This is a genomic window from Candidatus Stoquefichus sp. SB1 (assembly GCF_001244545.1).
In the GTDB taxonomy this organism is placed as follows: domain Bacteria; phylum Bacillota_I; class Bacilli_A; order Erysipelotrichales; family Coprobacillaceae; genus Stoquefichus.
Genome location: NZ_LN852696.1, coordinates 162,473 through 184,551, shown reverse-complemented (window position 1 = coordinate 184,551; position 22,079 = coordinate 162,473). Strand labels below are relative to the sequence as shown.

Annotated in this window: 18 protein-coding genes; 5 read left to right on the top strand and 13 right to left on the bottom strand. The window is 30.1% G+C overall.

Features of this window, described 5'->3' with window-relative positions; translation table 11 throughout:
- Nucleotides 1–4 precede the first annotated feature (4 nt).
- The 8 genes from BN1865_RS13340 to thrC form a co-directional block, all read right to left on the bottom strand.
- Nucleotides 5–853, bottom strand: coding sequence for a DUF2262 domain-containing protein (locus tag BN1865_RS13340; RefSeq protein WP_050637762.1), 849 nt, complete (start codon nucleotides 851–853; stop codon nucleotides 5–7).
- 134 nt (nucleotides 854–987) lie between these two features.
- A complete protein-coding gene (locus BN1865_RS13335) occupies nucleotides 988–2,436 on the bottom strand; it encodes a glycoside hydrolase family 1 protein (protein WP_050637761.1) in 1,449 nt (482 codons plus the stop codon).
- 17 nt (nucleotides 2,437–2,453) lie between these two features.
- Nucleotides 2,454–3,353, bottom strand: a complete 900-nt coding sequence (locus BN1865_RS13330; RefSeq protein WP_050637760.1) for an alpha/beta hydrolase — start codon at nucleotides 3,351–3,353, stop codon at nucleotides 2,454–2,456.
- Nucleotides 3,350–4,567, bottom strand: coding sequence for a hypothetical protein (locus BN1865_RS13325; RefSeq protein ID WP_050637759.1), 1,218 nt, complete (start codon nucleotides 4,565–4,567; stop codon nucleotides 3,350–3,352). Before BN1865_RS13325 ends, BN1865_RS13330 begins: the two co-directional genes overlap by 4 nt.
- 11 nt (nucleotides 4,568–4,578) lie before the next feature.
- Nucleotides 4,579–4,824: a hypothetical protein gene (locus tag BN1865_RS13320; protein ID WP_050637758.1), complete on the bottom strand. Its 246-nt coding sequence runs from the start codon at nucleotides 4,822–4,824 to the stop codon at nucleotides 4,579–4,581.
- Between the two features lie 105 nt (nucleotides 4,825–4,929).
- Complete coding sequence (locus tag BN1865_RS13315) at nucleotides 4,930–5,688, bottom strand: histidinol-phosphatase (RefSeq protein ID WP_050637757.1); 759 nt, start codon at nucleotides 5,686–5,688, stop codon at nucleotides 4,930–4,932.
- Between the two features lie 599 nt (nucleotides 5,689–6,287).
- Entirely contained in the window at nucleotides 6,288–7,178 is an 891-nt protein-coding gene (gene thrB / locus BN1865_RS13310) for a homoserine kinase (RefSeq protein ID WP_050637756.1), read from the bottom strand.
- A 2-nt stretch (nucleotides 7,179–7,180) separates the two neighbouring features.
- Nucleotides 7,181–8,665: a threonine synthase gene (gene thrC / locus BN1865_RS13305; RefSeq protein ID WP_082189998.1), complete on the bottom strand. Its 1,485-nt coding sequence runs from the start codon at nucleotides 8,663–8,665 to the stop codon at nucleotides 7,181–7,183.
- A gap of 267 nt (nucleotides 8,666–8,932) precedes the next feature.
- Between thrC and asnA the strand changes: the two genes are divergently transcribed.
- Nucleotides 8,933–9,949 carry an aspartate--ammonia ligase gene (asnA, locus tag BN1865_RS13300; RefSeq protein ID WP_050637755.1) on the top strand — a complete coding sequence of 339 codons (1,017 nt, stop codon included), beginning with the start codon at nucleotides 8,933–8,935 and terminating at the stop codon, nucleotides 9,947–9,949.
- 78 nt (nucleotides 9,950–10,027) lie between these two features.
- Complete coding sequence (locus BN1865_RS13295) at nucleotides 10,028–10,363, top strand: hypothetical protein (RefSeq protein ID WP_050637754.1); 336 nt, start codon at nucleotides 10,028–10,030, stop codon at nucleotides 10,361–10,363.
- Nucleotides 10,364–10,379: 16 nt separating this feature from the next.
- On the opposite strand, the gene BN1865_RS13290 is transcribed toward BN1865_RS13295, so the two are convergent.
- Genes BN1865_RS13290 through BN1865_RS13280 form a run of 3 tightly spaced genes read right to left on the bottom strand, consistent with a single transcriptional unit; the run spans nucleotide 10,380 to nucleotide 12,188 of the window.
- Entirely contained in the window at nucleotides 10,380–11,141 is a 762-nt protein-coding gene (locus tag BN1865_RS13290; RefSeq protein ID WP_050637753.1) for a hypothetical protein, read from the bottom strand.
- On the bottom strand, nucleotides 11,135–11,833 hold the full coding sequence (locus tag BN1865_RS13285) for an ABC transporter ATP-binding protein (RefSeq protein ID WP_050637752.1): 699 nt from the start codon (nucleotides 11,831–11,833) through the stop codon (nucleotides 11,135–11,137). Before BN1865_RS13285 ends, BN1865_RS13290 begins: the two co-directional genes overlap by 7 nt.
- Nucleotides 11,799–12,188 carry a GntR family transcriptional regulator gene (locus tag BN1865_RS13280; RefSeq protein WP_050637751.1) on the bottom strand — a complete coding sequence of 130 codons (390 nt, stop codon included), beginning with the start codon at nucleotides 12,186–12,188 and terminating at the stop codon, nucleotides 11,799–11,801. Before BN1865_RS13280 ends, BN1865_RS13285 begins: the two co-directional genes overlap by 35 nt.
- A 135-nt stretch (nucleotides 12,189–12,323) precedes the next feature.
- Between BN1865_RS13280 and BN1865_RS13275 the strand changes: the two genes are divergently transcribed.
- Entirely contained in the window at nucleotides 12,324–14,231 is a 1,908-nt protein-coding gene (locus BN1865_RS13275; protein WP_050637750.1) for an NAD(+) synthase, read from the top strand.
- A 419-nt stretch (nucleotides 14,232–14,650) separates the two neighbouring features.
- Here BN1865_RS13275 and BN1865_RS13270 read toward each other — a convergent pair whose 3' ends face one another.
- Both BN1865_RS13270 and BN1865_RS13265 read right to left on the bottom strand, forming a co-directional pair.
- A complete protein-coding gene (locus BN1865_RS13270; protein ID WP_050637749.1) occupies nucleotides 14,651–14,983 on the bottom strand; it encodes a type II toxin-antitoxin system RelE family toxin in 333 nt (110 codons plus the stop codon).
- A complete protein-coding gene (locus tag BN1865_RS13265; protein ID WP_050637748.1) occupies nucleotides 14,980–15,300 on the bottom strand; it encodes a type II toxin-antitoxin system Phd/YefM family antitoxin in 321 nt (106 codons plus the stop codon). The genes BN1865_RS13270 and BN1865_RS13265 overlap by 4 nt, the downstream gene beginning before the upstream one ends.
- Nucleotides 15,301–15,611: 311 nt before the next feature.
- Here BN1865_RS13265 and BN1865_RS13260 point away from each other — a divergent pair, with 311 nt between their 5' ends.
- Both BN1865_RS13260 and BN1865_RS13255 read left to right on the top strand, forming a co-directional pair.
- A complete protein-coding gene (locus BN1865_RS13260) occupies nucleotides 15,612–18,299 on the top strand; it encodes a PD-(D/E)XK nuclease family protein (RefSeq protein WP_050637747.1) in 2,688 nt (895 codons plus the stop codon).
- Nucleotides 18,289–21,918: a UvrD-helicase domain-containing protein gene (locus tag BN1865_RS13255; RefSeq protein WP_050637746.1), complete on the top strand. Its 3,630-nt coding sequence runs from the start codon at nucleotides 18,289–18,291 to the stop codon at nucleotides 21,916–21,918. Before BN1865_RS13260 ends, BN1865_RS13255 begins: the two co-directional genes overlap by 11 nt.
- The last annotated feature ends 161 nt before the right edge of the window (nucleotides 21,919–22,079 follow it).

Here is a 22,079-nt window from a genome sequence, read left to right as displayed (position 1 = left end):
ATTATTATCCTGCAATATCAGCTCCATCAAATCCTTCATGAATATTTCCACTTACAATAATGACATGTCCATAAAACATATCATCATCTTCATAAAACAATTCAAAGTCACCTTCAGGTGATGCACATACTTCACTAATCAAAATACGTCTTGCAAAATCTTCATGAGTTATCTCTGAATCATCTTCTTCCGCCCAATCATTCGCTAATTCGGTTAATTCATCAGCAGCATATTCTCTTGCTTTTTGATCCCATATATCACAATGAGTCATCAATTCATTGAATGTTATCAATGCTTCATTGGCAGTCTCAAGATCCTCACCATCACTATCTAAATGGATAGAACATTCTTTTTGATTCCATATTCCCTCACCACTAAATAAATTTAATGATTTATCAAGAATAAGTTTTTGACATCCTTCAGGTTGAATAAAAACTTCTTTTTGGTATTCTTTTAAAATATTTTCAAGTTGTATATTTTGGCAATTTCTTTTTGCTACATCAACTAACATAAGCCAATATCCTTTTGCAAAAACATCATGTGTATATTCATTTTCAAAAGGTAAAGATTCTTTAACGATTAGTTGGTATATTTTTTGACCTTCAAGTCCATAAATCTTTTTTTCACTTCGACGTTCTTTATCATCTGCCAACCATTCTACACGTCTCTTTCCTTCAACTAATTCTCCACTTTTCATATCAATATATGCTAATGCTGTTATAGAGACTGTCCAATACTGCTCATTGCCACTCTTACTCGCTGACATTCCACTTTCTGTTAAAACAAGTATCTCTTTTTCTTCATTATCAAATCTCGCTTTAAATTTCTTTATTTCCTCTAATTGTTGATTCATTTCAATTCTCTCCTCTTAATGATTTTATATTTCTATTATATCATAGACTAACAATTAAAAATATTGACTTTCATTAAGAAAAAAGCAATATTATTATCTAAAATAATAACATTGCCCTTTAATACTCATAATTTTTATAAATCCTCACCATTGCTGGCAATGACTTTTTGATACCAATAATATGAATCTTTAGGAATTCTGTTTAATGTTCCTGAGTTTTCATCTTCTTCTCTATCAACATAAACAAATCCATATCTCTTTTGATAACCATTTAACCAACTTAATAAATCAGTATATGACCAAGTACAATATGCTAAAACTTCACATCCATCATCACAAGCTTTCTTTAATTCTTCAATGTGGGCTTTTAAATAAGCAATACGATAAGGATCATGAACTTGTCCATCTTCCACTTTATCAAATGCACCTAATCCATTTTCAGAAATAACAATAGGTAAAGCATAACGTGATGTAATATCACGACAGCACATTCTAAGTCCCATTGGATCAATAGTCCAATCCCAATCTGTTGTTGGCAAGAAATCATTTGCTGGATTTTTATATAATCCAGGTATACCTTGAACTTGAGCAGTTCCTTTCTTTCCAGTTGTATTCATTGCATTACTCATACCTACACCATCAATTGGATTATATTCAGCTACACAAGTCTGATAATAATTGACACCCATGAAATTAACCAATGATGCTGCTTTACGTAATATCTCCATATCTCCTTCTTGAATATCAGGAGTTACACCCATAGATTCTAAATATGCCCAGGCACTCTTTGGATAACGTCCATAAGCATAAATATCCATCCACCAATAATTTTGTAAATCATCATAATCTGCTTTTGCCATAGCATTTTCTGGTTTTCTATCAAATGCATAACATGGACTATAAGCAAAACTTGCTCCCACTTTTGCATCAGGATAAAGTTCTTTTAAAGCCAGAACAGCGCCAGCATGTGCCATATTGGCATGATGATTAACTTGATAGAATGTTTTCATATCATTTTCTTTTCCTGGCGGATGCATTCCTTTTAACCAGCCAAATGATGTAAAAATATTTTGTTCGTTCATTGTAATCCAGTATTTGACACGATCACCATATCTTTTAAATAATGTTGTCGCATAGTTCACATAATCATCAACAATACGACGGTCTTCCCAACCGTGATATTGTTCTTCTAATGCTTGTGGCATATCCCAGTGATATACTGTCACCATTGGTTCAATTCCATACTTTAATAATTCATTAATTAAATTATCGTAGAACTGTAACCCCGCTTCATTAATTTCTCCATTACCATTTGGATAAATTCTTGCCCAAGCAATTGAAAAACGATAAGTTTTCAGACCCATGTCTGCCATTAATTTCACATCTTCTTTATAACGATGATAATGATCAACTGCTTTATCCCCTGTTGTTTCTTTAAATGTTTTCCCAGGAATTCTAACAAACTTATCCCAGTTAGTTACACCTTTACCATCAGCATCCCAGCCACCTTCAACTTGATAAGCAGCAGATGCTCTTCCCCATAAAAAATCTTTAGGGAATCCTTTTGTTTCTTTAAAATACATAGATTTCCTCCTTTTCTTTATATATTTTCATTCATAAACTCAATCAGAGATAATGAATAAGAATCATCTTTATCTTTTAAATCATATAAATGTTCTTCTTTAATTGGAAATAACAGTTTATTTGATGAATCATGATTATATAATGGGAAAACCATTGAGAAAGGAACATCTGGATCATTTTTAGAATGAATATAAACAGTTGGAATTATATTCTTCTTCACCAATTGAACAGTATCCATTTTTTTAATATCAGTTTTTAATTCATTTTTAATAACCTTTCTAATCATCGGACCACAAAGTAATTTTGCTATTTTCATATCTTTTTGACAACGTGCAGCCAAATAATTATAAACATTATCATAGGCTCCTTCACTGATAATCAAATCAACATTTTTTAGTTTACCTAGTCCAGATGTATTTAAAATTGTATTGGCTCCCATTCCTTTTCCATACATAATGATATGATGATTTTCACCATACTTTTGCAATACATAAGTATTAAAATACATCAAATCAAAAACATCACGATATCCAAAACCTCTAATATATCCATCACTTAATCCATGAGCATTTGCATCAATCATTAAAATATTTTCATTTTCAAAAATACTTTCTAAATATTGAACTGTACTTTGCAAAGAATATGCTGATTCAAGTAAAGCATGTAAGCAAATAATCGTATGTGTTGCTTGAGGTTTTTCAATTAAATAAGCCTGTAAAAACAAACCCTTATGATTCTTGATTTTCACTTTTTGAGCTCCTAGTTTTTCATACCAGTCACCCTGATCTTCTTTACTTAAATGTTCACGATATAACATTTTTTTTGCAAATTGATTAGCAACTGCAACTCCTGCAGTTAATGTTGAAGCTGTTAATGTTGAAGCAACTGCTCCACCAATGGCTATTTTCTTTTTCATTTATACCACTCCTTAAAATTATCCATTAATAATCTATTAATATTCATGACTTGTTCAAAAGAACTCAAACGATAATTATCACTTTCCATTCTCGCTGCAAAGAATTGAATTGCTGTTACTAATTCATCTCGTACCTTTGGTTTCATTTCAAGCGGGAAAGTATCTATTGGAAAACAAGTAAAAACAAAAGTATTATAATCTTCATGGAACAAATCTAATAAAACTTGATAACCTTCAGATTTAACTAAAGAATTTCCTAAAGCCAAATCTAAATCATGATTAGCAAACGTCAGCATATTATTAATTACCCCACGTAAGACCTTTAAAATAACTGCATAATATTGATCAAAATCATTATGAAAAATATAATAAATATAAGAAAAAACAAGATTAACATTTTCTCTTTCCTCATCTTTATCATTAAGTACCAATTCATTTTTCAGATGATTAATCATTGCATTTGTTACACGATATTGTGATAGTAGCATTGAACCAAAATCTGTCATAATTGCAAATGATAATCTTGTATTTAGACAAAGAATATGAATAGCTTCAAACAATTGATCAGGGACATTTTTATAAAATTTATCAAGATTCTCATAAACAATACGAACAATTTCTCGAATATAATATAAATGAAATTGATATTCAGTATCTAAATATTTTGAATTTGTACCATCCCATTCATATTGATAAAGAATATTATCCAATAATATATTCACTGAATCCATAAAACTTTCATAATTCTTATTCTTTAAATGCGTTTTTAAACAAGGAATAAATATTTTATAATAAGTATCCATTGTTTTTTGATTAATACCCTGATGATATTTCATATAATTTAATATACTATAAAAATCTATCGGTTCTAAAACATATTGTTCATTAGATATTGTCTTAATAAAATTATCATATAAAGAATAATGTAATGTACTCTTATATTGAGATTTATCAATAATACGCTGTAAAATATCTTTAATAATATATATTTTTTCTTGTTCATGTAAATCTTCTGAAAAAGTATATGTGATTTGATCTTTACAAAAAATATCTACATAAATATCAATTTGTCTAAAATTTTGATCTAACATATAATAATGTGCTTTATATCCAGATTCTTCAGTACGATAACCACTATGATAACGATATTTTCCTATATATTGTGAATGATGTGTCGCAATAAATTCTTTCATAACACTGATATCATATACCATATATCATCCTCCTATTCTTTATGCACTGCTTTAAAACGAGGCAAGAAATTACTTCTGACATATTGAACAGCAATATTTCTAATATTTTCTGTTGAATAATCTCCTCCCATCATTAATGATGTATCCATAATTTCTTCTGTTAAAATGGTTAATTCATGATCCGTTAAAACAATATTTTCTAAAGCAATTGTTGTTCTCACGATTTCTTTTGAATCATCTATATATTTCTTTTTATCTATCTCTGTTACATGTTCCATTCATTATCACTCCTTGGTTTCTATTATAGCATGGTTATGTGTCTTTTTTATAAATTTCTATCTTTTTTTGTAAAGAAAAAGTGATGATATTCGACATCACCTTTCCTATCTTAAAAAACGAATTTCTTCAGTTAATTCTAAACCTAAGTTTTCAATATATTGTTTTGCATACTGATAAGTTTGCATATCTAAAAGAGCTGAACTTTCATGAGCATCAGTTCCAATAATGATTTTATTTCCTACTTCTTTTGCAATTCTCAAGAAAGTTTCGTTTGGATATTGACGATGGGTCTTATAACCTAATAAATTAAATTCTAGAGGTAAATCATGTTCTTTTGCACAACAACATAAACGTCGCATCTCCTGCTTATAAAATTCATCATCTGTATCAAAATATGCCAAATCAGGATGAGCCAAATAACTATATATTCCTGTTTCTATTCCTTTTATACAACTATTAACATACTTTGTTAATTGTTGTTTTGTAAGTGGACGACCAAAATAAATTCCTGTTTCATCAGTTTCATCATAGTGATTTCCTAAAATAATATAATCAATTGGATAATCATTTAAAATTTGCTTTAACCAAGGTATATATTTTTCAAAATACTCACACTCTAAACCAATTTTAATAGAAATTTGATTCTTATATTTTTCTTTTAATGTTAATAACGTCTGAATGTATCCATCTAACTTATCTTCTTCCATTCGCATTGTCGAATGAAAAGATGAATCATAATGCCAAGGTGTATGATCACTAAACCCTAATTCAGTATATCCTGATTGGATTGCCGCTTTAATGTATTCCTCTTCATTATCTATAGCATGATAACAACGTTTTGTATGTGTATGATAATTCTTCATAATATCCCTCCATATCTCTATTTATTTTATACCTATTTATAGAGTTTACACAATATTTTTATATTTTGAAAAAAGAAAAAGCAAGATTTCTCTTATATCTTGGATATTAAAATTGAAAATTAATCTTTCTTGTAACGAATTTATATCAGTATTTTCAATAAATATTTGCTTTTAGTTACGATCGTTGTTTACTTTTCTTAAAAAATAGTTATAATAAAGATGAAAGGAATAATCGATTAACGGTTATACCCTGGATTTTTGAGTTTTTAACTACCCAAACTTTTCCTAGGAGCTGGGGTAGTTATTTTTTTGCATTCTTTTCAATAATGATAAGAAGCAATTTCACAATCATTCCTATCATTGGTGTTAATAGTCCTAATATTCCTATTATCACCATTAAAATTTGATATTCATTCATGTGCATCACCTCCATTTTCATATTTCTTCAAAAGAAGATATCTATGTTAACAAGGTGAACAACTCTTGATCCATCGACCAGAGCATAACTACCAACCGTATAATTATTCCATATCTGCATTATAGCATAGAGCAAACTATAGTGCTATAGAAATTTGCAAAAAGAAAATAGGGATGACTCCCTATTCATAATCACATGTGTATCCACGCATATCTAATTCAAGTTTTTCAACTTGCCAATCTTTTAATAAATCTCCAAGTTCTTCTTTAATTCTGACAACACCTTTTGTATCTGTTGCATCAATAACAGCCATAATTGTTGGGCCTGCACCTGATAAATAAGCTCCTAAGACTCTTTCATCTTTTTCAAGAATATTCATAATATCATCAAATCCCTGAATCAAAGGGCCACGATATGGTTGATGAAGACGATCTTTAAAACCTAGTTTTAATCCATCATCATATCCATTAATAAGTGAGGCAACCATTAATGCCAAATGAGAAACATTGGCAATCGCATCAGCTCTTGATAATTCTTGAGGTAAAACAGAACGAGATTTTTCTGTTGATAGTGTAAATGGTGGAATCATTGCAACAAAGCGATAATCATGTTTCACAGGAATATTTAATGTTGTTACACCATCACTCATGACTGAAACTGTCAAACCACCAAATATTGCAGGTGCAACGTTATCAGGATGCCCTTCAATTTTAGTTGCTAATTCAAGAATTTCCTGACGTTCATCATAGCGATCCATAAATGCATAAGCACCTACAATCCCTGCAACAATACATGTTGAAGAGCTTCCTAAACCTCTTGTGTAAGGAACGTCGCCACTACATTCAATGCGTAGACCTTGAAATGATAAACCACAACTTTTCGCCCCTTCGACAAAGGCTTGATAAGTCATATTATCAGCATTACAGAATTGTTCTGGACAGCCAGTAATTTCTAAGCCATCATCTAAAAGTTCAAAAGTAAATGTATTATATAATGTGACTGCTAACCCAGCGACATCAAATCCAGGACCTAAGTTCGCACTTGTGGCCGGAACTTTGACTTTGACCTTCATAATTATAACTCCTTAATTTGATCACCAATAAAGTCAATAATTGTTTCTTTATCGATAACTTTTTTGTGTAAAATTTCCTTATCTTTCATACCTTGTAAAGGTGTAGGAACAGGAACTTCTGTTGTTTGATTTAAGGCATCAATAGCTTCATACTCATCTAAAGTTTCACCTGTAACAGCCTGATATACAGAACCTGGGAACTTATATGGTGAAGCCGTTGCTAATATAATATTTTTTGTTTGATCATCTGTATCTTTAAGATATTGTTTATAAACACCATAACCAACTGCTGTGTGTGTATCTAATAAATATCCTGTTTCTTTATAACAATTTCCAATCGTTTTTAATACATCATCTTCATTTAACCATCCAGCTGCAAAGTTTTCTTGAACTTTAGCAAAAATATCATCATCAACTTTATAAATACCTGTTTCATTTAATTGGTCCATATAAGTTTTCACCTTTGATGCATCTTGACATAAAAAGTAAACCAATCTTTCTAAGTTACTTGAAACCAAAATATCCATAGCTGGCGCATTTGTTTTATAAAATTCTCTATTGGCATCATATTGTCCAGTTTTAAAGAAATCAGTTAAAATATTATTTTTATTAGATGCAATAATAAACTTTTTAATTGGTAGTCCCATATTTTTAGCAATATAACCTGCTAAGCAGTTTCCAAAGTTACCACTAGGAATTGTGAAATTAATTTCATCCCCTAATTCAATTTCTTTTTCATTTACTAAAGTTAAATATGAATAAAAATAATAAACAATTTGTGGAATCAATCTCCCAATATTAATTGAGTTTGCAGATGAAAGAAAAACATGATGCTGATCACATAAGTCTTTTAATTCTTGAGAATTAAAGGCTTTTTTAACAGCTGTTTGAGCATCATCAAAATTCCCTCTAATTCCAATAATATCAACATTCTGTCCAGTTTGTGTAATCATTTGTTGTTTTTGAATAGGTGAAACGCCATCAATTGGATAAAAAACTTTAATACAAGTTCCTTTAACATCCTTAAAACCTTCTAAAGCTGCTTTTCCAGTATCACCAGAAGTTGCTGCTAAAATCATGACTTCTCTTTCTTCACCTTTTTGTTTTAAAGAGAAAGTCATAAAATATGGTAATAATGACAAAGCCATATCTTTAAATGCTGCTGTTGGACCTTGAAATAATTCAGCCACGTATAAATCTCCTGCTTTTTTTACAGGAACAACTGTTTCAGGAAACAAACCACTACCATATGCATTGCGACACAATTCACGAATATCTTCTTTTACATCATCTGGTGTAAAAGTAGAAATAATTTCAGTCGCCATATCAACATAATTTAAATCTTTTAATGCTTGAAGATCTTTTTTATCAATTTCAAAAGCCGGAACCAATAATCCTCCATCACTACCAATACCCTGTAAAATAGCCTGATAAAAATCTAATGGTTCTTGATTTCCTCTTGTACTTAAATACATTTTTTCTTTCACAATTACTCCCCCAATCAATTATTTGTCTCATTGTATACAATTTCATTTTATAAGTCAATATTATTAGAAAATTTCTTCATATCATCATCTTTTTTTACATTTTATCTAAATATACATGATATACCTTTATTATATGAGAAATGATCATAAAAGAAAATCATATTTCTATAAAACCACAGAAAATATCCCTAATTGTGCATATTTTTTTGACTAATTATCTACAATATACTATAATAATTCCATTCTAAACAAAAGGGATGTGTGAAAATGAGTAAAATTATTATACCAAAAAATTATAAACCCCATTTAAATTTAATTGAAACTGAAGTTGCTATTAAAATGATTAAAGATACATTTGAAAGAAGACTCGCTGAACAATTACGTCTTACACGTGTATCTGCACCTTTGTTTCTCTTAAAAAATACAGGTTTGAATGATAACCTTAGTGGTATTGAAAAACCTGTTTCATTTACTTCATTTGAATTAAATCATGATGATGAAATAGAAATTATTCATTCTTTAGCCAAATGGAAAAGAGATGCTTTACATCGTTATGGCTTTGAGCGTCATACTGGTCTCTATACTGACATGAATGCCATTAGAAAAGATGAAGAATTAGACAATATTCATTCTATGTATGTTGATCAATGGGATTGGGAAATGGTCATATCAAAAGAAGATCGAACAATGGATTATTTAAAAGCCATTGTTGCTAAAATTTATAATGCTTTATTAGATGTAGAATTTTTAATGATTAGACATTATCCGCAATTAGGGGAATCTATCTTACCAGATGAAATTTATTTCATTACTTCTCAGGAACTAGAAGACAAGTTCCCTGATCTTTCACCAAAAGAAAGAGAAAAAGCTATTACTCAGCAACAAAAAGCTGTATGTATTTTACAAATTGGGGATCTTTTAAAATCTGGACATAAACATGATGATCGTGCTCCTGATTATGATGATTGGACTTTAAATGCAGATATTCTTGTTTATAATACCCAATTAGATGATGCTTTAGAAATTTCTAGTATGGGAATCCGTGTAGATGACATTGCACTTAAAGAACAATTAGCCAAAGCCAATGCAAATGAGCGTTTGGAGTTACCTTATCATCAGAACATTATGAATCATATCTTACCACTCAGTATTGGTGGCGGTATTGGTCAAAGTCGTCTTTGTATGTTCTTTTTAAGAAAAGCACATATTGGCGAAGTTCAGGCTTCATTATGGGATGAAGAAACAATGAAGTTATGTGCTGAAAATCAAATTCATTTACTTTAAACGATATTTTTCAAAATATCGTTTTTTTCACTTAAATTACACATTCTTTTTCTATAATAAAATAAAGGAGGAATCATTATGAAAGTCATGAAATCATTGATGTATGTTTTAGGTTTTTTACCTGCGATCTTTTATACCGCTATCGTTCTCATATTTCTTTTCAACTCAACTCCTATCATGTCTTTAATCCCTACTTTTCTAGCAACAATAGGACTTTATATTGCTCCCATCTTTTTAAAACGAGAGAAACAAACATGGATAGGTATGCTTGCTGTTATTATTATTGCTGCTTTGTTTTTCATAGAGGCTTCTTTACCTAATGCCTTTTCTCCATCAACATCTTATACAGTAGGAATCATTGTTATTTTCTTCTATGCACTTTATTACTACATTATGCAAAAAGAGGTCATCTGAGTAATGACCTCTTTTTTTATTCAATTTCAATATGATGATCTATAACATAAACAGTTCCAAACACTAATAATACATCAATAACCAAATAGAAAACTGATACACCAATAGATGCTACATCTATAGCATTATTTCCAAAGATAAATCCCATAACATATTCAATCAGCATATTTAATAGAAAATAAAATCCAATTCCAAATATAATACGATGTTTTCTTAACCATTTTGTATGCGTAATTGTTAAAGAGAAATAAATTGTTGAAACAACAAACACTAACATCGAAAGAATCATTATCAATGAACGAATTAAGGCAATAGGATCAGTCAATATATATTTCATGAACCTAACAATTAATTCTCCAGATTCTCCCCATAATTCCATTAAGTTTAATGAATTATCTAAGATAGCAATCGTTATCCCCATAAGAAAAATTCCACCTGTTAAAATAATTGTTCCAATAATCAGCCAGACAATACTCATAATCACCTTAGATAAAATAAGTTGCATTGTTGTGACCGGTAAAGTCATTGTTAAATATGCTGGTCTTCCAAACATTGAACGAGTATAATTCATAAAAACACTAACAAATAAAGCAATTGTAATCCCTAATATTAAAACTGAAAATCCAAGTCCAAAAACTAGTGATATAACTGGAATATTTACAAATATTTGAAACTTTGCAAAGAATGGAAAGACAAGACATCCTAATAAAAAGATTGCAAATGCTATGAAAAAAGTTCTCATTGAGTGTATAAACTCATATTTCATTAATTTTAACATTTAAATTCCTCCCTAAATATCTCATCAATTGATAGTTGTCTCTGCATTCTTAACTCTTCACTATCCTCGTGTAAAACAATAGAACCATTTTTTAAGAAAATCACTTCATCAAATATTTTTTCAATATCTGAAATAAGATGTGTTGAAAGCAAAATTGTTGCATCTTGTTCATAATTATTTAAAATAACATCTAAAATAAAATCTCTTGCTGCCGGATCAACACCACCAATAGGTTCATCTAAAATATATAACTTTGCTTTTCTTGACATAACAAGAGCTAACTGGAATTTTTCTTTCATTCCTTTAGATAATTCCTTAATCTTAACCCCTTTTTCTAAATTCATACGACTCATTAATGAAGTTGCTTTTTCATAATCGAAGTCTTTATACATATCTTTAAAAAGATTGAGTGCATCTGTTGTTGTCATCCAATTTTCAAAATATGGTTCATCAGGAAGATAAGAAATAATTTCTTTTGAATGAACACCTATTTCTTTTCCATCAATAGTAATATTCCCCTCATATTCTTTTAATAGACCATTCAATATTTTAATCAATGTCGTTTTACCACTTCCATTAGGTCCTAATAATCCAATAATCTTCCCACTTTTTAAATTAAGATTGACATCACTTAAAACCTTTTTACTACCATAAAATTTACTTACATTCTGTATCTGAAGTAACATTTCCATATTCTTCCTCCTCATTAAGATACTTGACAATGTCTTCTTTACTCACACCGAGTATCTGCATTTGTTCAATAAACACATGTACATTATCCCTAATTTGTTTTTGCTTACATTCATTGATAAGTTGCAGATTATCAGCAACAAATCTACCAACTGCTCTTTCAGTACGAATAAAACCTTCACGTTCTAGTTCTGAGAATGCTCTTTGAATTGTATTAGGATTGACCTCTAATTCTAAAGCTAATTCTCTAACTGAAGAGATTTTATCTCCTGGTCGTAATGTTCCATTCATAATTTTAATTTTTATATCTTCAACAACCTGAAGATATATGGGAGCATTAGCATTGAAATTATTCATACAACCACTCCTTACTGTATTAATACACTAATACAGTAACACAGCTATATCTATTTGTCAACATGATTTATAATAATCTTCATTTTTGTTTATAATGAGAATATGTTATAATAATTAACAATTGGAGGTAATCATATGAAAGATGGATTTGTAAGAGTTGGTTGTGCTAGTTTTGATATACAGCTAGGACAAGTTAAAGAAAATGCAAAGCATATTGTAGAATATGCTCAAAAAGCAGTTCAAGAACATGTCAAGGTTTTGTTGTTTCCTGAATTGTGTTTAACAGGATATACAATTGAAGATTTATTTTTTCAAAAAAGAGTTTTAAATGAAATCAATAAACAAATTGATTATATTTTAGATGCAACATATGAATTAGATTTATTATTAGTCATAGGGGCACCTTTAGTTCATATGAATAAACTTTATAATTGTGCTATTGTTATATGTGAAGGGCAAATTTTAGGAGTTGTTCCTAAAACTTATATTCCTACATATCATGAATTTTATGAAGGGCGTCACTTTGCGAGTGCTCCACAAAAAACCACTGAAATTATGATCAATGGTGAATATTATCCATTTGGAACTGATATTATTTTTGAAGCTTTTCATCAACAGCATTTAAAAATAGCAGTTGAAATTTGTGAAGATTTATGGGCACCTATTCCCCCTAGCAGCAAACATTGTTTAAATGGAGCCACTTTAATTTTAAATCCTTCTGCAAGTAATGATTTAACATCAAAATCAGATTATCGTCGTCTCCTTGTTTCTTCTCATAGTGCGAAACTCATTTGCGGCTATGCATATTGTAATGCTGGTTTAGGTGAATCTACAACTGATGTTGTATTTAGTAATCATCATATTATTGCTGAAAATGGTAGTCTTCTAGAAGAAGCCATTCAATATGAAGAAGGATTGATTTATTCTGATTTAGATTTAGATAAACTTGTTAGTGAAAGAATAGAAATGACCACATATGCTACAAAAAATGATGATTATCTTTACATTCCTTTTGAAATAGATACAGAAGATTTAGAATTAGAACGTTATTATGATCCTTATCCATTTGTTCCTAGCGACAGCAATCAACGTGCTATGCGTTGTAAAGAAGTCTTTGATATTCAGATGCATGGATTGATTCAAAGATTAAAAGCTGCTCATATTCAAAAAGTTGTGATTGGTATATCAGGAGGCTTAGATTCAACGCTTGCTTTACTTGTTGCCAGCATGGCTTATCAAAAATTAGGATATCCTTCTAAAGATATTATAGCTGTAACAATGCCTTGTTTTGGAACAACATCAAGAACGAAAAATAACGCCTTAAAAATGATGGAAGAATTAAAAGTGACGTCATTAACTGTTGATATTAGTGATGCTGTTAAACAGCACTTCCATGATATTCACCATGATGAAAATATTCATGATGTCACTTATGAAAATTCTCAAGCTAGAGAAAGAACACAAGTGCTTATGGATATTGCGAATCAAGAAGGTGGGATTGTCATTGGGACTGGAGATTTATCAGAAGTTGCTTTAGGATGGTCAACTTATAACGGTGATCATATGAGCATGTATGCTGTCAATGTTTCCGTTCCTAAAACATTAGTCAGATATTTAGTAGACTATGTTTCCTCACTTTATAAAGGTCAGCCACTTGAAGCTGTTTTACAAGATATATTAGATACTCCTGTTTCACCTGAATTATTGCCTGCAAAAGATAATGAAATTGTCCAAAAGACAGAAGATATTGTTGGTCCATACGAACTTCATGATTTCTTCTTATATCATCATGTGAGATTCCACTATGAACCACGTAAACTTTATCGTATAGCTCATTTAGCATATCAAGACAAATATGATCAGGCAACAATCAAGAAATGGTTGACATTATTCTACCGCCGTTTCTTTACACAACAATTCAAACGCTCTTGTATCCCTGATGGACCAAAGGTAGGAAGTGTCGCATTAAGTCCAAGAGGAGATTTAAGAATGCCTAGTGATGCCAATGTTCAAGCATGGCTAGAAGAATGTGAAAAATTATAATGAACCCAAGACTTTTATTTATTACAATGGCATGAACTTAAAAATATTTCTTAAGTTCATGTTTTTTTCTATCCTTTTCTCTAATGGATGTGAGAGTTGTAAAAAATCAATATACATATATTCAAAAAAAAGAAATAACAGTTGATGCACAGTATTTCACGAATCTCTCCAGTCGCAAAAAGAAAAGCCAGATTTGTGACAACCAATCACTAATCTAGCTGTTGTAAAGAGAATCAGATGATTCCCTGCTGTTCAAAACAACAGTACAATATTATCAACAATAATTCAATAGTTTTCAAAAAACAGAATAATTGAACGGGGGCTTTTATGCTCTTTTTTATTGGATACAGATTCATAACAGAATAATAAGAATATTTCTTAAGTTCATACCCTTAAGTAAAAATATTTCCACCTTCAAGTTATAACTTTAATTTATCAGCTCTTTTTTTAGCAATATCATATACTTCATTATCTTCTCTTGCACCTATTACTATTACTGTCATAGAGTTTTCAGTTTTTACAACCTTATATACTATTCTTATTCCTGCTGATTTTAATTTTACTTTTAAAAAACCAGATAAATCATTATTATTTTTATTTCCTAATGGTTTGCCATATCCACCTTCATTAATACTTAAAGGGTTTGAGGCAATTTTCTCTAATGCCTTACGAACTAATTTTTTTTGACTACCATCTAGTTTTTTAAAATCCTCCTCAGCCTCCTCTAGATATACAACATCCCACTTTATCATTCAAATTCTACCTCATCAAATCCTTGAAGATCAGATTCCATTATTCCATATTTCTCATCAAATTCCTTTTGAGTCATCATTTTTTCTGGATTAACTTTTGCCATTCTCTCATTAGCAAGCATTAAGAGTTTAGCATCATTTAACTGATCAATCATCTTGACATAATCTTCAGGAGACATAAGCACACATTCAGGTTTATTGTTTTTCATAACTATTTTTATTCCTGTTTTTCTTACACTATCAAAAATCTTACTCGCTTGTCCTTTATTAAATAAAGAAATAGAAACAGTATTTTTTAAAGCACCTAAGATATCCATATTATCACCTCTTTCAATATTAGTATACTCTATGTCTTAAAATATATCAATAAAATTATAGATAAATATATCAATATTTTTAACGATGCATTCAGAAATCGAACTTAAAAACACCTTTTTACATCATATAAAGTGGGGATTACATAAAAATTTTTTATTTTCTCATTCTTGCAATGTTTTACATTTATTTTGTTTATCCTTTTTATTAATAAATAAATTGGAAAGCTTTTGTTTTTTCTTTGTACCCAATCTTATAAACTTCCTTTTTCTTTCTCTCTATTTTCATGTATAATAGACAAGAGGTGAATTGTATGCGTATTATTAATGGTTTAAATTATTCTTATAAATTAAAAGAAATGGTTAAGGAATGTTACATGGAAGCCATGAAGCATCCTTTTGAAACATATCAATTTGTAGCTGAAGATCCTTATGTTGTTGAACAATTATTTTTTGAACATACTCATTGTCTTGTCAATATTGAGATTATGTCATGGTCAAAATTCATTCAGCAATTAATCATTGAAAATCATCTTACAAAACATCATGTCCTCACTCATACTGAGTGGGTCTATTATCTTCGTGATATTTTAAAGACTCATCAATTTCATTGCTTTTCTGATAATCAGCCTTATCCATTAATTGATAAGTTTATCCCTTTAATGAAAGCTTACGATCTTAATCATACAATTTATTCTAAAGAAAACATTCAAAATCCTAAACTTAAAGATTTTATGCACTTATATCAGGCACTCAAAAACCATTGTGGTGATTTCACTCATATCACATCTGAGAGTCTTCTTAATCAACAAGATTTTTATTCACCCTATCAACATATCTATATAGAAGCTGATCACCACATAGAAGCTACAAAACAGATGATTATCCACCATCTTGCTGTAAATTGTGATGTCACACTGCTTTATACTCATCTTCCTGATTCTCGTCTCATGAATCTCCCTTTCCATGAATTATGTAAGGATGCTTTGACAATTGATCAGGCAACTCATCTATCAAAACATCTTTTTACACAATCACATTCAGTTCCTTCAATAGATAATCATTATTTCACATTCGTTGCCCCAACTCCCCACCAGGAAGTCAAAAGAGTTATCTATACAATCCAACAAAAAATTGTTGATGAAGGATTACATTATTGTGATTTTATGATTGTTTATCCCAATTCCTCTTATGTTCATTTGCTGATTGATACTTTGACAACACTACAAATTCCCCATCTTTTACCAATAACAACACCATGCTTATATGATAAAAGTTATCAAACAATTTTATCAGCTCTTGATCATTTGCAGGATTCTTCAATCAGTCAGATTGCCCATCAGCTCCATCAAGAAGAACTAGACAAAGATTACTATGATTATTTAGAAGGCCTTTATGCATACCAAGATAATATAACGTCACAGGAATTTAAAGACTTTTTTATCGCAACTTATATCAACAATCATCAGGAAAGTTCTCATACACGAGATCAAATCAGTATATGTCCAATTGATAAAGCGAAAACTGCAAAACCTCAACATATTTTTTTCTTAGGTCTCAATGAAACAATTTTCCCTGCCCTTATCAAAGATACAGGTTTATTATTAGATGAAGATATTGAATCATTACGAAAGCTTCAAATCACAACACTTTTGAATACAACTGAACAACTTGGTGCTCATCATAATGATATTTTAAAAGCCTTACTGCAACCCGCTATAAGTATGACTTTTTCATATTCTAAACAAACACTTTCAGGAGAAACATTACTAGAATCATCACTTTATAAAGAATTATCAACACTACTCACATTACAGCCACTTGATGAACTGCACTATTTACCGCTAGATGATTATTATCTCATGGGCGGACTTGTCACTGATAAAGAATTACTTAACAAAAATATTCAAGACTATATACATTCACATAATCAACCTATCCAGTTATCACATGATAGTGTTAAGAAACTTTATAGTCCAACTCTTTCTGTCAGTCAAATTGAAACCTACAATAAATGTCCTTTTCAATATTTCATTCAGTATGGTTTAGGTATATATCCTATGAAAGACCAGCAATTATTACCCAATGAATTAGGAAGTCTTGTTCACTATGTCCTTTCTATCAATATTGATCAACAAATGGATATAGAGACAGTTGTGAATCAATATATCTTGCAAGATAAAAACTTACAAACCAAAATTTCTAATTCTTATATCAATCAATATTTTATTGAACAATTAAAGAAAGATTTAGAAATCACTTTAACTGTCTTAAAAAGACAATTAAAGGTTTCACAATTTCAAGTTCATGATAAAGAAAAGAAAGTCCAGCATGATATTCAAGGAATGCATTTTAAAGGTTTTGTTGATCGTATTGATGAATATCAGAATTATGTTTCTATTATCGATTATAAATCAAGTGCTAAAGATATAGATATTAATCTTGCAATGCAAGGATTTAATATTCAAATGTTATTATATTTAAAAATGGTCACTGAATTATATCAAAAAGATCCTGGTGCTGTTTTGTATTTTAATACCAAAAAGCGTATTCTTTCGCTCAATCAAAATATGAGTGAACCGATTGATGAAAATGAATTTTATAAACAATATCGTTTTGGTGGCTATGTTGTTGATGATGAAAGTCATACTGTTATTTCTGCTATGGACCCAACATTTGACAAGAAATCAGATATCATTAATGTGACTTATGTTAAGTCTAGAAATGAATACAAAGGGCAAATTTTGACCCCACAACAATTAGAGTGCTTATTAGCAGAAATTGAAAAACATATTTATACGCTTTATCTCAAAATGTTAGAAGGGTGCATTTCTATTACACCTAAAGGCAGTGACCAAAGTGCGACGCATGCGAGTGTCAATCCATGCCGTTATTGTCAATACCACAGTATTTGTGGATTTGATGTGTTTTATAATGATTATGAAATGGTTGAATTTTTAGATATTGATGCAATATTAGGAGGAGAAGAAGATGCCGTTTAATGAAGGACAATTAAAAGCTATCCAGCAAAGAAATGCTTCTATTCTTGTCAGTGCTCCTGCTGGTAGTGGAAAAACAAAGATTTTAGTCAGTCGTATTGTAGAACTTTTAAAAGAAGGTTATGAAATTTTTGATTTTCTTGTTTTAACTTTTACTCAGGCTGCTGGTAATGAAATGAAACAAAGATTATCTGAGGAACTTCATGAAATTGTGAAAACGGATATTGATGCGACATTAAAAGAACATCTAGAAAAGCAAATTCTTTATCTTCCTCATGCATATATGACAAACTTTCATGGATTTTGTAATCTGTTATTAATGAAATATGGTTATCTTGTTGGTGTTATGCCAGGCTTTGAAATCAACAGCGATCCATCTATGATAAAAAAAGAAGTCCTTCAGGAATGTTTAGAAAATTGGATTCGTGATGATCAAATCAAAGAGTTTTTATCATTATATTTCCCTGGTTATTCACTTGATGGATTTTCTTCATTGTTGTTATCGATTGATGAACTTTCGCATTCCATCGATGACTTTTATGGCTTTGTAGAACATATGAAGCAAGAAAACTATGATACGCTTTCTTCCTCTTTAGAAGATTGGCCACTCTTTTCCTATCTCAAACAAATCTTTTATAACGAAAGTGTGTTGGCATTAAATAAATTAATTGAACTCAAATATTATGCTGAAAATCATGATCTCATAGATTTCTATGAAAGACCTGATGAACAAACTGAAAAAAATCAGGCATTACCAATTCCTTTTGAAACATATTATGATTATTTAGATGAAAGAATCAAAGTTTTTTCACAACCTATCACATATGATACGCTTGTTTCTATGGCATCTTCTCCTGTTTCAAAAGCTTACAATATGAACTGGAAAGAAATTGATCCTGATGTCAAAAAAACATTTACCAAAATGAAAGCCGATATTCTTTCTTCCTATAATAAATCTGTAAAAACATATTTAGAAGAGGATCCAAATGATTTTGTCAAAAAATTACAAATAAGTTATCAGGCGATTGATATATTGATAAGTCAAGGGAATTTATTAAATCAATTTCAAGAGGCTTATCAGGCAAGGAAGAGACAATTAAATCAGTTAGATTTCTCTGATTTAGAAAGATATGCACATCAGTTATTAGAACCTCAATATGGAATTGTTGACGTCTTGTATCACCGTTTAAAGGAAATTATGGTTGATGAATATCAGGATACAAATCAAATTCAAGAATCTTTGTTATTAAAGATATCCCAGTATCAAAAACCACATATTCCTTTGTTTATGGTAGGAGATATGAAGCAATCCATTTATCGTTTTAGACAAGCTGATCCACAAATCTTTTCTGATAAATATGATACTTTCTCATTATCTGATGAAGAATGCAATCAAACACAGACAAGAAGAATTGATTTGGTTTTTAATTATCGTTCTTCTAAGATTGTTTTAGATTCTATTAATTATATCTTTAATCAAATTATGGATAAAGATATTGGTGGTTTAGAGTATTATTTAGATGATAGTGCGCGACTGAATTATGATTATGTCGGTAAAGAAAACAACCAAAAAGAAAGTGCGAGAGCTCGTTTTTTTACTGAAAAACATCTTGCGACTGAAGTATTGATTGACATTTATAATCCTGCTTCTGCTTTGGATAAAGAACAATATGAAGCACACATGGTTGCTCAAAAGATATTAAAATTAAAGCAAGATATGAAGATTAAGGATAAACCTGTTGATTTTAAGGATATGGTTGTTTTGATGCGTTCAACAGTTTCTTTTTTAACATTTAAGAAAGTTTTTGATTTGTATCAAATTCCTAATCATATTGTTTTATCACAAGGTCTTATGAATTCTAATGAAATAGAAAATATGATGACGTTTTTACAAGGGTTGGCACATCCTTATGATGATATTGCCTTGTTGAGTATTTTAAGACAGCCCTATACAATCAGTCATATTGACATGGAAACAATTGCTCAAATCAGAATTGATCAAAAAGATATATCCCTTTATGAATGTTTGAAGACTTCTTCTCATCAACAGATTATAGCTTTCTTAGAAATATTCGAGCAACTCAGATTATATAGTTATACGCATACACCTTATGATGTTTTAAAAGAGATTTATCGTTTAACTGATTACCCTCTTTTTGTCACAAAACTGATTAATGGTGCACAGCGAAAAGCAAATCTTGATTTATTTTTAGAAATTGTTCTTCAAACCCAAGAACAAAGTCCTTATCTTCCTGATTTAATTGAAACTTTAAAGAATTCATCAGATTTTGCGCCTGCTCAATCTTCTTCTGGTAGTGATAATGTTGTTGAATTCATGACCATTCATAAATCAAAAGGTTTAGAATTCCCAATTGTTTTTGTTTGTAACATGCATAAACAATTCAATACCCAAGATAGTAAAGAACGTATGATGATTGATAAACGTCTCGGTATTGCATTAAAACCACGCGTCAAAAAAGATACTGAGACAATCAATCAGATGATTGTTGAGTATGAAAACTGTTATCGAAATATGATTGCTCGACGTCAGTTAGATGAATCTATTAATGAAGAAATGCGTATTTTCTATGTTGCTTTAACACGTGCTTCTCATAAGTTAATTCTCACAGGGGTTCTCAAAAGTATTGATGAGATTGCTGCATTACAAGAAAAACTCTTGGTTAATGAAAGCCCTGATATTTATCATCGTGAAAATGCCGGGACTATCTTATTGTATGATCGTTTACGTAAAACAAATAATTATTTGTCTTGGACTCTTTCAGCAATCTTGCGTCATCCTCATATTATTGAACAATGTCTACAAATTGAACAACTGAAACCAAGAGCACAATTATTACAAAGATATCATTTTGAAAAACAAATGACTTTTGATTCAACTGAACACGCAATGTTTTGTTTATCTTTGACTGACGATCATAGTATTGAACAGTTGATTCCTAAACGTCAAAAAGAAAGTCTAACAATCAATGGAGGTTTACAAGAACACTATCGTGATTTCCAATATCCATATGATTTAGAAAAAAACAAAACAATGTCGGTGACTCAACTTCAAGCCATTGCTGATGATCATTATCTTTCATTATCACATGATGAAGATACATCGTTAATGACTGCTACAGACAAAGGAACGCTTGTCCATCTTTTGTTAAGTCATTTATCATTTCAAGAAGATCATGTTAAGGAATTAATTGAACAATTATATGATGAAAAATTATGTAGTGAAGAAGGCAAAGAAGTTCTCCTTAGCTATCAAAAACAACTACAAGGTTTTATTGAAAGTGATTATTACCAAATGATTCAAAATGCATCATACATCTATAAAGAAAAGTCATTTTCTTATTATGATAAAGAGCTTGATCAAGTCATACATGGTATTTTTGACTTAGTCTTTGTCTATCAAAATCAACTTTATGTTCTTGATTATAAAACAGATCGTATTTCTCAAAAAAATAGTGAACAGGCATTAATTGAAAAACATAAAGTTCAGTTAAATTATTATCAAAAAGTTCTTAAAGACATGTATAAACAAGATGTCAAAGCCATCGTTTACTATTTACATATTTCAAAGGGTGTAGAATTCTCATTATATAACAATGAATAAAACAAGCAATAAATGTTATACTTGAAATATCACTGGTATTGTAGTATTATACTAGTGTATTGACACTATCATGGATAACATGACAAAGGAAAAACCAGAAGCGGCTACTTCTGGTTTTTCTGTGCTTATTACTGGATTTATCCTCATTTTCTATCAAGCCA

Excerpts from the sequence above, each read along its gene's own strand:
- BN1865_RS13340 (WP_050637762.1), bottom strand. The coding sequence starts at position 853 with ATGAATCAACAATTAGAGGAAATAAAGAAATTTAAAGCGAGATTTGAT.
- BN1865_RS13335 (WP_050637761.1), bottom strand. The coding sequence starts at position 2,436 with ATGTATTTTAAAGAAACAAAAGGATTCCCTAAAGATTTTTTATGGGGA.
- BN1865_RS13330 (WP_050637760.1), bottom strand. The coding sequence starts at position 3,353 with ATGAAAAAGAAAATAGCCATTGGTGGAGCAGTTGCTTCAACATTAACA.
- BN1865_RS13325 (WP_050637759.1), bottom strand. The coding sequence starts at position 4,567 with ATGGTATATGATATCAGTGTTATGAAAGAATTTATTGCGACACATCAT.
- BN1865_RS13320 (WP_050637758.1), bottom strand. The coding sequence starts at position 4,824 with ATGGAACATGTAACAGAGATAGATAAAAAGAAATATATAGATGATTCA.
- BN1865_RS13315 (WP_050637757.1), bottom strand. The coding sequence starts at position 5,688 with ATGAAGAATTATCATACACATACAAAACGTTGTTATCATGCTATAGAT.
- thrB (WP_050637756.1), bottom strand. The coding sequence starts at position 7,178 with ATGAAGGTCAAAGTCAAAGTTCCGGCCACAAGTGCGAACTTAGGTCCT.
- asnA (WP_050637755.1), top strand. The coding sequence starts at position 8,933 with ATGAGTAAAATTATTATACCAAAAAATTATAAACCCCATTTAAATTTA.
- BN1865_RS13295 (WP_050637754.1), top strand. The coding sequence starts at position 10,028 with ATGAAAGTCATGAAATCATTGATGTATGTTTTAGGTTTTTTACCTGCG.
- BN1865_RS13290 (WP_050637753.1), bottom strand. The coding sequence starts at position 11,141 with ATGTTAAAATTAATGAAATATGAGTTTATACACTCAATGAGAACTTTT.
- BN1865_RS13285 (WP_050637752.1), bottom strand. The coding sequence starts at position 11,833 with ATGGAAATGTTACTTCAGATACAGAATGTAAGTAAATTTTATGGTAGT.
- BN1865_RS13280 (WP_050637751.1), bottom strand. The coding sequence starts at position 12,188 with ATGAATAATTTCAATGCTAATGCTCCCATATATCTTCAGGTTGTTGAA.
- BN1865_RS13275 (WP_050637750.1), top strand. The coding sequence starts at position 12,324 with ATGAAAGATGGATTTGTAAGAGTTGGTTGTGCTAGTTTTGATATACAG.
- BN1865_RS13270 (WP_050637749.1), bottom strand. The coding sequence starts at position 14,983 with ATGATAAAGTGGGATGTTGTATATCTAGAGGAGGCTGAGGAGGATTTT.
- BN1865_RS13265 (WP_050637748.1), bottom strand. The coding sequence starts at position 15,300 with ATGGATATCTTAGGTGCTTTAAAAAATACTGTTTCTATTTCTTTATTT.
- BN1865_RS13260 (WP_050637747.1), top strand. The coding sequence starts at position 15,612 with ATGCGTATTATTAATGGTTTAAATTATTCTTATAAATTAAAAGAAATG.
- BN1865_RS13255 (WP_050637746.1), top strand. The coding sequence starts at position 18,289 with ATGCCGTTTAATGAAGGACAATTAAAAGCTATCCAGCAAAGAAATGCT.